This is a genomic window from Lysinibacillus sp. EB106-09-02-XG168 (genome assembly GCF_058791475.1).
Genome location: NZ_JBYTDN010000003.1, coordinates 4439502 through 4456167, shown reverse-complemented (window position 1 = coordinate 4456167; position 16666 = coordinate 4439502). Strand labels below are relative to the sequence as shown.

At 37.5% G+C, this 16666-nt stretch carries 14 protein-coding genes and 1 riboswitch; all 14 genes read left to right on the top strand.

Annotated features, from left to right (window positions below; genetic code table 11):
* Window positions 1–283 precede the first annotated feature (283 nt).
* The 14 genes from AC3WSO_RS22510 (at window position 284) to AC3WSO_RS22445 (ending at window position 16661) form a co-directional block, all read left to right on the top strand.
* Window positions 284–832: a hypothetical protein gene (locus tag AC3WSO_RS22510; RefSeq protein ID WP_492533792.1), complete on the top strand. Its 549-nt coding sequence runs from the start codon at window positions 284–286 to the stop codon at window positions 830–832.
* A gap of 230 nt (window positions 833–1062) precedes the next feature.
* A riboswitch (cobalamin riboswitch) is annotated at window positions 1063–1252 on the top strand.
* Window positions 1253–1447: 195 nt separating this feature from the next.
* Window positions 1448–1987, top strand: a complete 540-nt coding sequence (locus AC3WSO_RS22505) for a hypothetical protein (RefSeq protein WP_492533790.1) — start codon at window positions 1448–1450, stop codon at window positions 1985–1987.
* 4 nt (window positions 1988–1991) lie between these two features.
* On the top strand, window positions 1992–2960 hold the full coding sequence (locus AC3WSO_RS22500; protein ID WP_492533788.1) for an ABC transporter substrate-binding protein: 969 nt from the start codon (window positions 1992–1994) through the stop codon (window positions 2958–2960).
* Between the two features lie 264 nt (window positions 2961–3224).
* Entirely contained in the window at window positions 3225–3992 is a 768-nt protein-coding gene (locus AC3WSO_RS22495) for a tyrosine-protein phosphatase (RefSeq protein ID WP_492533786.1), read from the top strand.
* A gap of 485 nt (window positions 3993–4477) precedes the next feature.
* Window positions 4478–5854, top strand: coding sequence for an MATE family efflux transporter (locus tag AC3WSO_RS22490; protein ID WP_492534463.1), 1377 nt, complete (start codon window positions 4478–4480; stop codon window positions 5852–5854).
* Window positions 5854–6684, top strand: a complete 831-nt coding sequence (locus tag AC3WSO_RS22485) for a putative RNA methyltransferase (RefSeq protein WP_492533784.1) — start codon at window positions 5854–5856, stop codon at window positions 6682–6684. The genes AC3WSO_RS22490 and AC3WSO_RS22485 overlap by 1 nt, the downstream gene beginning before the upstream one ends.
* 80 nt (window positions 6685–6764) lie before the next feature.
* Window positions 6765–7373: a lysophospholipid acyltransferase family protein gene (locus AC3WSO_RS22480; RefSeq protein WP_492533782.1), complete on the top strand. Its 609-nt coding sequence runs from the start codon at window positions 6765–6767 to the stop codon at window positions 7371–7373.
* Window positions 7374–7599: 226 nt separating this feature from the next.
* Complete coding sequence (locus AC3WSO_RS22475; protein WP_492533780.1) at window positions 7600–8088, top strand: low molecular weight protein-tyrosine-phosphatase; 489 nt, start codon at window positions 7600–7602, stop codon at window positions 8086–8088.
* Between the two features lie 599 nt (window positions 8089–8687).
* On the top strand, window positions 8688–9407 hold the full coding sequence (locus AC3WSO_RS22470; protein ID WP_492533778.1) for a YebC/PmpR family DNA-binding transcriptional regulator: 720 nt from the start codon (window positions 8688–8690) through the stop codon (window positions 9405–9407).
* A gap of 89 nt (window positions 9408–9496) precedes the next feature.
* Window positions 9497–10792 carry an arsenic transporter gene (locus tag AC3WSO_RS22465; RefSeq protein ID WP_492533776.1) on the top strand — a complete coding sequence of 432 codons (1296 nt, stop codon included), beginning with the start codon at window positions 9497–9499 and terminating at the stop codon, window positions 10790–10792.
* A gap of 352 nt (window positions 10793–11144) precedes the next feature.
* Window positions 11145–12887, top strand: a complete 1743-nt coding sequence (locus AC3WSO_RS22460) for a methyl-accepting chemotaxis protein (RefSeq protein ID WP_492533774.1) — start codon at window positions 11145–11147, stop codon at window positions 12885–12887.
* Window positions 12888–12972: 85 nt separating this feature from the next.
* Window positions 12973–13548: a YdcF family protein gene (locus AC3WSO_RS22455; protein WP_492533772.1), complete on the top strand. Its 576-nt coding sequence runs from the start codon at window positions 12973–12975 to the stop codon at window positions 13546–13548.
* Window positions 13549–13621: 73 nt separating this feature from the next.
* Window positions 13622–15319, top strand: a complete 1698-nt coding sequence (locus tag AC3WSO_RS22450; protein ID WP_492533770.1) for a M3 family oligoendopeptidase — start codon at window positions 13622–13624, stop codon at window positions 15317–15319.
* 262 nt (window positions 15320–15581) lie between these two features.
* The gene (locus tag AC3WSO_RS22445; protein ID WP_492533768.1) at window positions 15582–16661 is read left to right on the top strand and encodes an AI-2E family transporter; all 1080 of its coding nucleotides are present in this window, start codon (window positions 15582–15584) and stop codon (window positions 16659–16661) included.
* Window positions 16662–16666 lie beyond the last annotated feature (5 nt).

The window sequence follows — 16666 nt, the reverse complement described above, 5'->3', positions numbered from 1 at the left end:
TTTGCATGGACTCAATCGAAGGCTAATAATTGAGATAACTCCAATAATAATCCTAATGAGTATTCCTCTATCTACATATAGCTAAAAGAAAAGATTCTTGCATATTGAACGTCATTTCTGATAATTTTGAAATATACGATTGGGGATCTCGCTCTGAAATTACAATTATAAGAGACTTTTATTTTGTAGTAGCAAAGTAACGCATGATGGTAATGGTAAATGAGATAACACTTACAAGTACACTATTTTTTACGTTCTGAAACAATAAAGGTAGGGATGAATCATGGAAAAAGAGATTTTGCAACTTTTTAGTAATTTAACAGAGCGTGACCGTGATATTCAATACAAATCATACGAAGAATTATTGAAAATTATGCAGGAACCAGTTGATTGGACCTATTCAGTTTGGGAACAACTAGTTCAAACTCTTACATACAAAAATGGACATATACGTGCAAGTGCTGCACAATTTTTATGCGCACTGGCAGCAAAAAGCGATCCTGAAGAAAGAGTATTAGAGGACTTCTTAAAGATTTGGGCAGTTACGTATGATGAAGAAACAGTCACGGTGAGGCATACTTTACAGGCAATTTGGAAAATAGGCTTAGCGGGGCAGGTACAAAGAGATTTAGTCGTATCATATTTGGCTAAAAGATATCAAACATGCTTAGACGAAAAGCACCCGACATTAATACGATATGATATTATTGTATCCTTTAAAAAGCTATTCGATGCAACAAATGACCCAAAACTACTAGAAATTGCACAGCGTTTAATTGAGGAAGAGAAAGATGTTAAATCCAAAAAGAAATATAAAAATGCCATCCGATAAAAGTTATGAAATGGCTATTTTTTGCAAATCCTTTCATTATGAAAAAGTAAATTGCTTTAATTTATGAGGCATAACAAATATTTGCACGAGTGGGTTGAATACCCAATGGGGCAGTGAATTTATCCACGTGCATATGGTCATACCTGCATGATTTTTATCCATCGTTGTTTATTCTAAATTCCTCAGCTATTTTTTCCTATCAATCTATGATAAACTGCATAACAAGTGAATAATTCTTGCAGAATAAAGGTGCTGAACTATAGCATAATCGGGAATTCGGTGAAAAACCGGAGCTGTTTCCGCAACTGTAAGTACAGAAGTCGTAAAGATATACCACTGTCGAATTATCCGATGGGAAGGTTTTTTATGGACGTAGTGAACTGTACAAGCCAGGAGACCGACCTTTGTTTGAACGTATAGATAACTCTTCGGAAGCTGAGAGAATATGCGGCAAATACATAGGCTATGTCGTATTTATGCGACACTATTTATGCTATTTTTCGTTGTTTCCTTAGGAGTGGGAACAACGTTTTTTTATGCGCTTATAATTCACCTGATGTAGCTGTGGTGTTAATAAGGTAAGAATTTTTCACGAAGGAAAGCGGGGACTTAGATTTGAAAAAAGATGCACGTTATTCTTGTTACCCATTTATGCGTGAAAAGGCATCAACAGTAGATTTTGAAATTCGAACGGATAGCCTAACAACACATATTGGTGTAGCATTGGCGGCGGTTAAAAAGGAAACGGTAGAGGTAGTAGCAGATGATTTACTTACCATTTTGCCAATGGCTTACCATGTAAATGGCTCAGTCCGAGGCAAATTAGCAGTAACCGAAGATGATTTGACTTGGCTAAGTGATCGCTATGATTTTTATGTTAGTCATGTTAAAGAGGAGATACAAAACTTTGTATTACCTCAAGGATCAGAGGCAGCTTCTGCATTACATTTATGCCGTAGTGAGGCGAAAAAATCATACCGTGTTTTGCACAAAGTATCTGAAGAACGCGAAGTACAAGCTATTCTCTTTGATTATTTAGGATTGCTAGCCAATGTATTTTTTGTAATGGCTGTCTATATGAATCAGCATGCTGGTATTGCTGAAATACCGTTTATTAGTAAATCATACCCGATGAAAAAGAAAAAGGAGAAATAATGAAATGAAGAAAATGTTTAGGCTACAATGGCTTTCTGTGTTGATGTTGGCACTTGTATTAGTTGGCTGTGGCACGAAAGAGAATACAAATAAAGATGCTGTTTCTAAAGAAGATCAACAAGTTGAGAAAACTACTAGCTATAAAGTTAAGGATGACCGTGGTGTAGAAGTTGAGTTTAATGCAGTACCTAAAACTATTGTTTCATTACAACCGAGTAATACAGAGATTTTATTTGCGCTAGGCGTTGGCGATAAAATCGTAGGTGCAACAGAGTTTGATACGTATCCAGAAGAAGCGCAAAAAATTGAGCGTGTTTCTACCTCTACAACATTCAATAGCGAGCGTATTTTAGCCCTAAAGCCAGATGTCGTTATTGCCTATACAACTGGAGGCAAAGATGAAGAAAATTTAAATGCTTTAAAAGGTCTCGAAGATGCGGGTATTAAAGTGTTTGCCATTCAATCAGCTAAATCATTTGATGATGTTTATGGGGATATTGAACAAGTTGCAACGGTTATGGGCATCAAAGATAAAGGCGAAAAGTTAAATGAAGATATTAAAGCTAAAATTGCAGGTGTCCAAGCGAAAGTTAAAGATGTGAAAAAACCGAAAAATATCTATTTAGAAATTAGTCCAAAGCCAGACATCTATACAGCTGGTTCTGGTACATTCCAACAAGAAATTTTAGATGCTGCAAACGTTAACAACGTTTTCGCTGATCTCCAAAGCTGGGCACCAATATCTGAGGAAGATATCATTGCAAAAAACCCAGATGTTATTTTAACAACAGTAGGCTATGTGAAAAACTCAACGGAAGAAATTCTTTCTCGTGATGGATGGAATTCAATCACGGCCATTCAAAATAAAGCGGTTTATTATATAGATACTGATATTTCAAATCGTCCAGGTCCTCGAATTGGGGAAGCTGTTGAGTTAATCGCAAAAGCAGTATACCCTGAGTTATTTAAATAATTGATATTAAAAAATAGTATTTTGGAGCTGTCCTTTATCAAGGGCAGCTTTTTGGATGGATAAAAAGGATAACTGCTTCGCTTGGGTGGGAAAGAAAACGAGTAAAGTGGATAACAGCTCTGCCCCAATAGAGAAACACCCCCAAATAAATCTCTCGTTGGTCTAAGAAGTGTAAAACATTCCCTAGTGCGAAAATTGGTATTATATCGAGTTGTTCTATAAAATAGAGATAAGTATGCTTGCTAACAGGGAGGGGTGCAGTCAGTGAAACAGTTTGATATGAATATTATTCCGTTTGAGGCAGTTTATAATTTTCGGGATATGGGTGGTTATAAGTCGAGAGATGGGCGTGCTGTTAGGAATGGTTTGATTTATCGCTCAGCAGCACTTGGTAAAATGACGAAATCAGATAAAGAGCGCTTTGAAACGCTAGGTGTGAAAACAATTTTTGATTATCGAGACAACCATGAGGCTCAAAATAATCCTAATCCGATATTCCCATATGCCAATTATATTCAAATACCAGCTAAAGGAAATCATGCTTTTGAGATGCCCACAAACGCTGGTGGGAAAGATTTTTATAAGGTTGTAAGCACGGAGATGTTTCGAGAATTTTATGCACAAATGCCTTTTAATAATGCTTCGTTCAAAGAGTTAATAGCAACGATTCAACAACCTGAAAATTTAGGGCTTGTTCATCATTGTGCAGTCGGGAAGGATCGAACAGGTATTGGTAGTGCGCTTATTTTACTTGCTTTAGATGTCCCTGAGGAAACGATCATGGAGGATTATTTAGATACAAATGTACATTTACGTCCCTTAGTCGAACGAATGGCTCTAACAATTCAGCAAGATTATAGCGATCAAGAATTACAGCAATTTTATGCCTTAATGTCTGCTCGTGAAGACTATTTACAAGCGGCATTTGATGCAATGGATAACCGATATGGCTCTAAGGCAGCTTTTTTAGAGCAAGAGTTTGGGTTAACAACTGAAAAACGTAAGCAATTGCAGGATTATTGTTTACTATGATAAGACTCCCTTTCACATAAAATTGTGAAAGGGATTTTTTGCGTTGTATTATCTTTTCATAATTTTTTAACTCATATTGACCAAAAAGCTTATGGAAGCATTATACCTAGGCATAATTAGGTGTTTCATTATAAAAATTCTTTACAGCCTAAAAATCTATGATAAGATACTATATATTTTTAACTTCTCTCAGCGGGTGTCCAAACATCCGCTGAAATAGAGGAACTCAGTCTAAGAGCGCCACGTCCTGTGGCAATTTAACTGTGCGAAAGCGAAGCGACAACAATACGGTTTTTAACTGCGCTTTCGCACAAAAAAACATCTGTAGGCCTAAGCACAAAGTTGATTCCGGGCGCAATTATGCCGAGGCATAATCGATTGGGCAGTAATTTATCTGTATAGATGGTAAAGAATGTAGTTGAAAGTGGGGCAGCCCGTAAAAATCTTTATGAAACGATTAGGAGAAGTGAAAAGTATTGGCAGATATATTAAAAGAAAGTGATATTAAAGAGACAGATAGGTTAAGTTTATTCCATTTAACATGGCCGATATTTTTAGAAGTATTTTTATTTATGTTAATGGGACTAGCTGATACTTTTATGCTCAGTGCTTTATCAGATAATGCTGTATCAGGAGTTGGTGCAGCCAATCAATATATTCATATTGCAATTTTAATACTTGAGGTAGTTGGTAATGGTGCTTCCATTGTTGTATCTCAATATTTAGGTTCAAGGCGATTTTTTGAGGCTGCAAAGATTTCCGCTTTAGCAGTTACGATGAATTTGATTGTTGGACTAATGATGAGTATCTTATTTTTCTTCTTTTCAAGTCATTTAATGACCATGATGAACTTGCAAGGGGAAGTGCTTAAATACGCTCAAAGCTACTTGGTAATCATCGGAAGCTTTATTTTCTTACAGGCTATTATAAATGCTTTAGCAGCAATTATCCGTGTACATGGATGGACAAAGCAAACGATGTATGTATCACTAGGTATGAATGTGCTACACGTTATCTTAAACTACGGTTTAATCTTTGGTAACTTAGGATTACCGGAGTTAGGTGTAAAAGGTGCAGCTATTTCCTCAGTGGTAAGCCGTGGTTTGGCAGTTCTTGTGTTTTTCTGGCTGTTGTATCAAGTCATGGAAGTAAGAGTGAAGCTAGAATATTATTTCGAGTATTCAAAGGAATATATTCAAAAAATATTAAATATAGGCTTACCGTCAGCATTTGAGCAGGTGCTTTATCAGTTTTGTCAGATTGTCTTCCTTTATTATGCGACTTACTTAGGCGCAGAGACACTTGCGGCGAGACAATATGCCATGAATATTTCGATGTTTACGTACTTATTTGCGATTGCCATCGGGACAGGTACGGCTATAATTATTGGACGAAGTGTCGGTGCTGGTAAAAAGGATCAAGCTTATCATCAGCTTTGGACAAGTGTACGCGCAGCTTTTGCTTTTACAATCACAATGGTTGCAGTTGTAACGATATTCCGTAAGCAACTTATGCACGTTTTTACAGATAATCCAGAGGTAATTGCCATCGGAGCATCTGTCCTAGCATTAAGTATTCTCCTTGAAACAGGGCGAACAATGAATATTGTAGTTATTAACTCGCTGCGTGCCTCAGGGGATGCAAGGTTTCCAGTGAAAATTGGTTTCTTATCAATGGTATGTATGAGTCTCCCGCTCGGATACTTGTTTGTATTCGTTTTAAATTGGGGGTTAGTAGGTATTTGGCTAGCGATTGCGGCAGATGAATGGATGCGGGCTATTATCGTATACTTTAGATGGAAAAGTCGTAAGTGGGAGCGTTTTGCACTTGTTTCACCTACAGAACAGAAGGAGGAAAATTAATGGGGGCACTTTCTAAAAGAGCTGCAGGGGCAGCGTTAATGGATAAAAATATAAAGCTTTTTGCTTGTCCAATTTGTCAGGAGTCAATGGATGTTTTTGAACAAGGTAGATTAGTATGTTCCTCAACTCATTCTTTCGATATTGCCAAACAGGGCTATATTAATATGCTGACACACGGTGCCGTTTCTAAGTACAGTAAAGAGCTGTTTGAATCACGAAAAGCGGTTATTGATAGTGGGATTTATGATGTAGTAGAAGATAAAATCGGAGAGCTAATTGCTAATGCAGAAACCGTACTTGATACGGGATGTGGTGAAGGTTCGCATTTAGCTCGTATTATGGCAAAGAAACATGGGATAGGAATTGGTATTGATATAGCGAAGGAAGGCATCCTTGCTGCATCTCGACATTATCCAGAGCAAATGTGGTGTGTTGGTGATTTAGCGAAAAGTCCATTTGCAAGGTCGAGCTTCGATGCCATATTAAATATTTTATCGCCTGCCAATTATGAAGAATTTAAACGTCTATTAACTCACAATGGTTGTGTTGTTAAGGTTGTACCTCAAAGTGGGTACTTACATGAGCTTCGAGCACAATTATATGCGGATTCTACTAAAGAGTCGTATTCGAATGAACAAATAGTTGCTCGTTTTAAAGAAAGCTTTACCGATGTTAGTGTAGAACGTATTACATATACGGTACCGCTAGCTACAGAGCTTGTACCAGCACTGCTGGAAATGACACCAATGGGCTGGCATAAAAAAGAAGGATCCAATATCCTATTACATGAAATTACGATTGATGTTGATGTATTAGTGGGAAGAGTCTAGATATTTTCACCTGCAATTGCAGTATACTGGTCTTTTCGATTACAATGGGGATAACTATTGAATAAGGTAGGAATGAAACAGTGTATAAATTTATAGCAAATGTTGTAAAAGTGATCTTAAAATTATCAGGCTCGAAAGCGCGTGTATATGAAGAGCAAAACTTACCGAAGGAAGGTGGGTTTATTATTGCATGTACACACACGGGATATGTTGATATTTTAAATCTTGGTGTTGCTGTATACCCTCGAGAAATTAACTTTATGGCTAAAAAGCAATTGTTTGATATAAAGGGTATTGGCTGGCTTATAGAGCGTTTAAATGCCTTTCCAGTCGACCGTGACAATCCAGGTCCAAGTGTTATTAAAATTCCATCGCAGCTATTGAAAGAGGGGAAAATTGTTGGGATATTCCCATCTGGTACGCGAAATGCGGAAGGATCGGATTTAAAGCAAGGTGCGATTACAATAGCACAATTGTCAAAAGCACAAATTGTACCAGCCGCTTACATTGGTGCGCGTAATGCGGGTGATGTCTTTAAGCGTGGAAAAGGTTATCTGATTTATGGTGAGCCGTTTTATGTAACGGGTAAAGGTAAAGAAGGGCGCGAGGAATTTACACATCGCCTTGAGCATGAATTAGTAGCATTAACCGAAGAATTAGAGAAGCGAGTTGCAGCAGAAAAGAAATAAAGTGAAATATCATTCAGAGGAGAACCCTCTGTGTGAAGAACTCAAACTATTATCTTCACATCCTTTTGAAGTAGTAGCTTACTGCTAGTAATATGGGAACTTAGAAGGCGCTCAGAATCGATTGATTTTGAGTGCTTTATCTACATTTAGCAAATGTTTACTGTAGCGAAAGCAAAGCGACAGCTACGATACGCCAAGGTGAGATTGATTCTAGGAGGACATAAAAATGATTCGAGTACTTTTTGTATGTTTGGGGAATATATGCCGATCACCAATGGCTGAAGCGGTCATGCGTGATTTGGTAGAGAAAGAGCATTTGAGTCATAAAGTCGAGGTAGATTCGGCTGCAACAAGCTCTTGGCATATTGGAGATCCTCCACACAGAGGAACACAAGGTAAGCTAAAAGAATATGGCATCTCAACGAAAGGGATGCAAGGACGACAATTACAAAAGGCTGACTTTGAAAATTTTGATTACATTATTGGCATGGATGAAAGCAATATACGTAATATCCAAACGATGCTAGGGAATCCGGATTCCACAAAGATCTTGCGCTTTTTAGATTTAACTGATCATCGAAAAGACGTGCCGGATCCGTACTATACAGGAGATTTCCAAGAAACCTATGATTTAGTTTTAGAAGGCTGTCATGCATTATTAGAAAAAATCAAAGTGGAAAAACAATTGTCAAGTGGCGGTTCATCATCAAAATAAGTGGATGGCTTTTGTTAAAACGTCTACTATGTAAATAAGTTGACCTTCGTTACGACTAAGCGACTCCTTGGGGATCAGCGATATAGAGGAACGAAGGCTAAAAGAATCACGTCCTGTGATAACGCCTTCGTGACCAACATCGTGTTGGCCTAAGCGGCTCATCGGACGCCCCTAGGAAAGCGCCCTGCCAGAACAGAAATCAACCACATGTTTTGGTGATGATCCCAAGTAGCTCTAAGTGAAACATTTTTTTGCAATTAATGACTTAATAAAGTTACCTTAAACATTGGCATATCTAGCTTTGTAAGCATCATTTGTGTTATTATTTTCAGAGTAAAGATACAAGAAGTATTTAATCGCCATTTACAGATGTACAACTGTGCATCTATGATTATCTTCATTCAACGGTAGATCTTCCTCTATATAAGATGAGCAAAAATGTCACTCCTATTCAAAGGTGTTTAAATGAAGATAAAGCCTCCGGCGGATGTCACGGATTTTGAAAGGAGTGAATTGTGCTAGCACAATTCAAAATCCGGACGCAATTACGCCAAGGCGTAATTGATAAACAACTTATAATTTGAAAGAGAGTGGAAACAATGGGTCGTAAGTGGAACAATATTAAAGAAAAGAAAGCGTCTAAAGACCAAAGCACAAGTCGTATCAATGCAAAATTTGGACGCGAAATTTATGTGGCAGCTAAATCAGGCGAGCCAGATCCTGAATCAAACCGTGCCCTTAAAGTTGTTCTTGAGCGTGCAAAAACATACAGTGTTCCTAAACATATTATTGAAAAAGCAATTGATAAAGCGAAGGGTGGCGGCGATGAAAACTTCGACGAATTACGTTATGAAGGTTTCGGACCTGCAGGCACTATGTTAATCGTTGATGCTTTAACGAATAATGTTAATCGTACAGCTTCTGATGTACGTGCAGCATTTGGTAAAAATAATGGGAATATGGGTGTCAGTGGTTCTGTTGCCTACATGTTTGATTCAACAGCGGTTATTGGTTTAGAAGGTAAATCAGCAGATGAAGTTCTTGAAATTTTAATGGAAGCAGATGTTGATGCTCGTGATATTCTTGAAGAAGACGAGGCTGTCATCATTTATGCAGAGCCGGATCAATTCTTTGCTGCACAAGAAGCACTAAAATCAGCAGGCATTCAGGAATTTACAGTAGCAGAGCTTTCAATGCTTCCGCAAACAGAAGTAGCATTAACTGGAGACGACATTGCGAAATTTGAAAAATTAATTGATGCATTAGAAGATTTAGAGGATGTCCAAAACGTTTACCATAATGCTGATTTAGGCGAATAATATAAACATCTGAAACCAGTAGCGAATAAAGCTACTGGTTTTTATCTTTAGCGGGTGTCCAAACATCCGCCAGAGGAAGGGGGGAAACTGTGCAAGCTCTTTTAGCGATTGCAATATTTTTAGTAACTTTATTTTTTGTAATAGTGCAGCCGCGTAAAATATCGATCGGCTGGTCTGCTTGTTTTGGTGCTGCAATTGCGTTAACGCTCGGAGTTGTTACCTGGCAAGATGTTGTTGAGGTGACGGGGATTGTTTGGAATGCAACGTTCTCGTTTATAGGAATTATTTTTATTTCACTTATTTTAGACGAAATAGGATTCTTTGAATGGTCTGCCCTACATATAGCACGAGCGGCAAAGGGAAGTGGTATACGCTTATTCATTTACCTTTCCTGTCTAGGTGCTATTGTTTCAGCATTATTTGCTAATGATGGTGCAGCTTTAATACTAACACCAATTGTTCTCGCAATGATCCGTAAATTGAATTTAACCGATAAAATGATCATTCCATTTATTATTGCAAGTGGCTTTATAGCCGACACAACATCCTTACCGTTAGTCATTAGTAATTTAACAAATATTGTGTCGGCAGACTATTTCGGGATTGGATTCATGGAATATGCCCTACATATGCTGGTACCGAACTTAGTTTCTTTACTAGCGAGTATAGTCGTACTTTATATTGTCTTTCGCCGTTCAATTCCAAAAAAGTATTCACTCGAGGCAGTTGATAATCCAAAGCTTGCAATTCGTGATTCGAGATTATTTTTATTATCATGGTATGTTATTGCCATCCTATTAGTTGGTTTCTTAACGAGTGAGTATTTCAAAATTCCAGTGACATTTATTTTATGTGGTGTAGCAGCTATCTTTTTCCTACTAGCACGACGTAGCCATATTGTAGATACAAAGAGAGTTGTGAAAGGGGCACCGTGGAATATTGTGTTCTTTTCTATCGGTATGTATGTAGTTGTTTACGGCTTGAAAAATGTAGGAATGACCGGATTGCTAGCAAGCCTGTTAGAGCACTCTATACAGCAAGGATTGATGGTAGCGACAATTACAATGGGGTTTGTAGCAGCGATTTTGTCAGCTATTATGAATAACCTACCAACTGTACTGATTGATGCATTAGCTATTGCTGAAACTAGTGCAACTGGAATTATTAAAGAAGGGCTTATTTATGCAAATGTCATCGGCACAAATTTAGGTCCTAAAATGACGCCGATTGGCTCACTCGCAACATTGTTATGGCTTCATATACTGAAGCAAAAAGGAATAAAGATTGGCTGGGTTCAGTATTTAAAAATAGGTATTATTTTAACAATCCCAACCCTTTTCGCTACTTTAATAGCTTTAGTAATATGGATTAAAATCATATCATAGGCGAGAACTAAGGTAGTGTCTAAACATATTAATGATGATAAAAATCAAAAAACTATTTTTCTATAAGGCATATCCTTGTAGAAAGATAGTTTTTTTACCTATTATGCATATTTGAAGTTCGTCATTAAAAGTTTGGAATCATATTTGTTAGATTTGGAGTGAAGGCTGGACGCCCCCAGAAATAGGTCCAGTAGCAATGGGAATCCCCCCACATTAAGTAATCAAGCATATTTGCGTAAAAAGGCGAAGAATTCAAACATAAATTACGTTTTACCCATTGTGAAATATTCAGAATCATAACATAATGTAGATTAATAGTCATAGTGAAAGAGGAGAAAAGGGGGGCTAAAGCATGAAGTTTTCACGTTCGATACAGGGGAAATTAATTATCATTTCACTAGCATTATTAATTATCCCTAGCTTAGTAATAGGCTTAGTTAGCTATAGTAAAGCAAAACAAGGTCTGGATGATATTGGTGAACAAGTTATTAAAAATAGCGTTGAATCTTCTTTGCAATTAATCGAGCTTGCAAATGAGAGTGTTAAAAGGGGCGACGTTCCTTTAGAAATTGCACAGGAGAAAGTGCGAGAGGCATTTCTAGGACCGAAGGATAGTGAAGGAAAGAGGCCAATTAATTATCCTGGAGACTTGGGGGAGTATGGTTATCTATATGTTTTAGATGATAAAGGGACATTAACAACCCATCCGACTCGAGAAGGGGATAACCTATGGAACGATCAAGATAGTAGCGGAAATTACTTTATTCGCGAAGTAACCGAAAAAGCACTTGCTGGTGGGGGATATACCAAATATGAGTTTGAGCTACCAGGGCAAGATGTAGTAGCTGATAAAATAATTTATTCAGCAAAGGATCCAAATTGGGGATGGATCATTGTATCGGGTACATATATGCAAGACTTTAATGAAGGGGCTAATTCATTATTATTCGTTATTGGTATTACATTATTAGGTGCCATCATTATAGGTACTGTAGTTGTCATAATGGTTTCAAGACATTTAGCTTTACCAGTGCGAAAATTATCGAAACGTGTACGTGAGGTAGCCAAAGGGAATTTAACTGTAGAAATTGAAAATCTACAACGCTCAGATGAGATTGGTCAGTTAAATGAAGGCTTTAATGAAATGGTTGATCAACTGAAAACATTAATTACAGATGTAGAGGAAGCTATTGTAGAAATTCAATCGACATCGTCAAATTTAACATCTGTGGCAGAGGAAACAAACGCTTATGGAGATGAAATAGTAAAAGCGATAAATGAGGTTTCGAACGGTGCATTAATGCAAGCTTCAGATGCAGAGGATACGAATAGAACAGCTATTGATTTTGCGCGACAGATTGAATTATTGCATGACAAAAATGAAGTAATGCTAGATGCATCTCAAAATATGAAGCAATCAAATCAAGACGGGCTCTTAAATTTAAAGAGCTTAAAAGAGACATCACACGAGTCCTCAGAAGTGATTAATAATGTTCATGCTGTATTTAATAGCCTAATTGTGAAAGTTAGGGAAGTTGAAGGTATTGTCGGTACGATTACGGAGATTTCTGATCAGACAAATCTACTTGCATTGAATGCATCGATAGAGGCGGCTAGAGCTGGGGAGCATGGCAAAGGCTTTGCGGTTGTTGCTGAGGAGGTACGTAAGTTAGCGGATCAAACATCTGTAGCAACAGAGCGAGTGCGTACAACCTTAAAGGGAATTGAAAGTGAAACTAATTTAGTGAACGATGAGATGAAGAAAACAAACGTCATTGTTCGTCAGCAAAATGATTCGGTTGCCATAACAGAGTCATCCTTTAAGGAAATAGAATTGGCCGTAGAAGAAATTATTTCTATTATTAAGGAAATGACTACTGGAGTAGAATATTTGAATGGCTCAAAAAATAACATTATGCAATCTATCGAAAGTATTGCGATGATTAGTGAGAAAAATGCTGCTGCATCAGAGGAGGTTACGGCATCCGTTGATGAACAACAGCGTGCCATTCAGGTTGTTAGTGAATCCTCTAATGATTTAACAGATGAAATAACAGCGTTACAGGATTCTATTAAGCGTTTTATATTAAGATAATCAATTAGGATGTTTGTACAGCAATTTCAGTACAAGCATCCTTTTTTTTGCCTAAACGTTAATAAAAGGTAAGGGGGGATCGATCGTGAAGAAATGGGTAATAAGATTAGGGATTATATTACTTGCTATGAGTGGCTTTGTTTATATTTGGCTCGGCGAGGAGATGAAACAGGGTGTCCAGCCAGCTGCGAACGGAACAGCTACATACATGATTGTCCTGGGAGCAAAGGTAAAACCGGGAGGAATTCCATCGCTTTCTTTGAAAAATAGATTAGAAGAGGCAGTAAAGTATTTGAAAAAGTATCCTCGTGTAAAAGTGATTGTGTCAGGTGGAAAAGGGGAAGATGAAGATCGGACAGAGGCTTCAGTCATGCTTAAATACTTACAGGACAATGGTATTGATACGAATAGAATAGTAGTGGAAGACCAATCTACTTCAACTTATGAGAACTTATCATTTAGTAAAGAGCTTTTGCCTAAAGAAACTAAGAAAATCACGATTGTCTCTAATGATTTTCATTTAAAGCGTGCAAAATATTTAGCGGAGTCTTTAGGCTTTGAAGTAGATGTCGTTGCGGCAAAAACACCAAAATCGGTGGAATTGAAGTTAACGCTACGTGAAAAGGCCGCACTATTAAAAACATATGTATTTGGCTATTAATTTATTTCTTAATACTATAGATTTGGCATATAATAGAAAAGTAACGGGGTATATGACAGAAAGAGGGGATTTTATGAAAACATTTAAAGACTATGAATACAGCCGTCCGAAAGTTGAGGCAATGAAAGAGCAACAATTATCTTTAATTGACCAATTTAAAAATGCGCAAACGATGGACGAGCAAAGTGAAATAATTGAGAGATTAAACGGATTGAGTAATGACTATGCCACGATGGCGAACCTAGTGTATATTCGTGCTTCGATTGATACAAATGATGAATTCTATCATGCAGAACGCGATTATTTTGATGAGGTTGGGCCTGAGCTGGAAGAGGTAACAACAGAATATTATAAAGCACTAATCGCTTCACCATTCCGTGAGCAGTTAGAAGAAAGATGGGGCCAGCAATTATTTGATTTAGCAACCTATCAAATTAAAGGTTTTTCACCAGCAGTCATTGATCTAATGCAAAAGGAGAACAAACTCGTTTCAGAATATAATAAGCTTGTTGCCTCTGCGCAAATTGACTTTAATGGTGAAACATTAACGCTTGCTCAGCTTGGTCCGTATGCAGAGTCTACTGATCGTGAAATGCGTAAGTCGGCAACGGATGCACGCTTTGGCTTCTTTGCTGAGCATGAAGAGGAATTTGATCGATTATATGATGAACTTGTCAAATTGCGCCATGAAATCGCTGTTAAATTAGGCTATAAAAACTATGTCGAGCTAGGCTATGTTCGAATGAATCGCATTGACTATAATGCAGATATGGTAAAGAAATTCCGTGACCAAGTTCGTGATTTAATCGTACCTATTGCAACTAAGTTATATGAACGCCAGGCAAAGCGCATTGGTATTTCTGAATTTAAGTTCTACGATGAAGCATTCAACTTTGTATCAGGAAATGCGACGCCAAAAGGCGATCCGCAATGGATTGTTGCGAATGGTAAAAAAATGTATGAGGAGCTATCACCTGAGACGGGTGAATTCTTCAACTTTATGATTGATCATGAATTAATGGACTTAGTGGCGAAGAAAGGAAAAGAGAGTGGCGGTTATTGTACGTTTATCGAAAACTATCACTCTCCATTTATCTTCTCGAACTTTAATGGTACTTCAGGTGATATCGATGTGTTAACACATGAAGCGGGACATGCTTTCCAAGTTTATTCAAGCCGTGACATCGGAATCCCAGAATATTTATGGCCAACTTATGAATCTTGTGAAATTCATTCGATGAGTATGGAGTTTTTCACATGGCCATGGATGGAGCTATTCTTTAAGGAAGACACAGAAAAATATAAGTTCACACACTTAAGCAGTGGCTTATTATTCCTTCCTTACGGTGTTGCAGTTGATGAGTTCCAGCATGTGATTTATGAAAATCCGAATATGACACCAGCTGAACGTAAAGCTGCGTGGAAAAAAATCGAGGAGACATATTTACCACACCGTGACTATGATCATAATAGTTATCTAGAAGCAGGTGGTATATGGCAACGTCAGGCACATATTTATGCAAGTCCGTTCTATTACATTGATTACACGTTAGCGCAAATTTGTGCATTCCAGTTCTGGAAACGTTCACGTGAAGAATTTGAAGCTGCTTGGAAGGACTATACGCATTTATGTGGTTTAGGTGGTTCTATGTCCTTTACGAAGCTTGTAAAAGAAGCAGGCTTAATATCACCATTTGAGGACGGCTGTGTTGAATCGGTTATTGATGATATTGAAGATTACTTAAATTCAGTAGACGATACAAAATTATAAACTACTACATTGTGAAAATTTGCGACACTCCTGTGGAAGGCAAACCGTATGGGCCTCCTCGGATGCTTTGGCATTTGAGGGGCTTGCGAGATTGCCCATTGGAGGGTTGCAATTTTTTTGTGTAACTTTTTGCCGACAGCTACAAATGCCGAGGCATAATTGATAAACTCTTATATTTAGACAATAATTAATAGGATACTTGCGAAATGGTTAATATATAAGTAGTATTTTCAGTAACTGAGATAAAAGGAAGTGAATTAAAGTGACGAGGAAAGTTTGGTTTCAAGTAGGTGTAGGGATTTTACTTGTCCTACTAGTCATTAAATATTTTATAGAAATTCATTGGATTTTTTCGCCGCTTGTTATTATCCTAAAGGCTATTTTTGTACCTTTATTGCTTGGCGGTGTTTTGTATTATGTTACAGAACCGATTCAGAGATTTTTAGAGAAGCGTAAATGGCCGAGATGGGCGAGCATATTAACGATAGTCGTTGGATTAATAGCGCTTGTTGGTAGCTTTGGGTGGATCGTTGGTAATCCGATTGCAGTACAGGTAAATAATTTAGTGAAAAATGTACCGCAGATTAGTGCTAGTATTCAAGATGCAGCTGATTATGTATTGAAAAACAGGGATAACTTCCCGCCACAGTTAAAAGATTTTATCGACAATATGGCGAATTCTGTGCAGGATATTGCTTTTGCGGCAAGTAAGGGACTAGTCTCGTTTTTACAATCAGTTGTTTCAGTTTCTTTATTAGCTATTTTAATTCCGTTTTTCTTTATATTTATGTTGAAGGATCATGAAAAATTTGCTCCATCAATTTATAAATATTTTAGTGGTGAACGCCGTGAATGGGTGAAGAAAACGTTAAGTGAAATTGATGGTGTTTTACGTAGCTACATACAAGGACAGCTACAAATTAGTTTTTTACTTGCACTCATTATGTATGTCGGGTATTTAATTATAGGTTTAGAATATTCATTGCTTCTTGTTATATTTGCTTTCTTTATGAATATGATTCCGTTTATAGGACCATGGATTGCCTTTACACCAGCGCTAATCGTGGCTGTTGTTCAGGATCCAGTGTTAGTCATATGGGTGTCTGTTGTCACGCTCGTGGCGCAGCAAATTGATAGTAACTTTATAACACCTAATGTAATGGGGAAAACACTCGATATTCATCCGTTAACCGTTATTACAGTTATTTTAGCAGCAGGTAATATTGCAGGCTTTATCGGTATTATCATTGCTGTACCGTTTTATGCAGTATTAAAAGTAATCGCATCCAATATTTATGATGAACGGAACGTGATTAAGAAAAAGGCTACGAAGTCGGTATAGGAGTC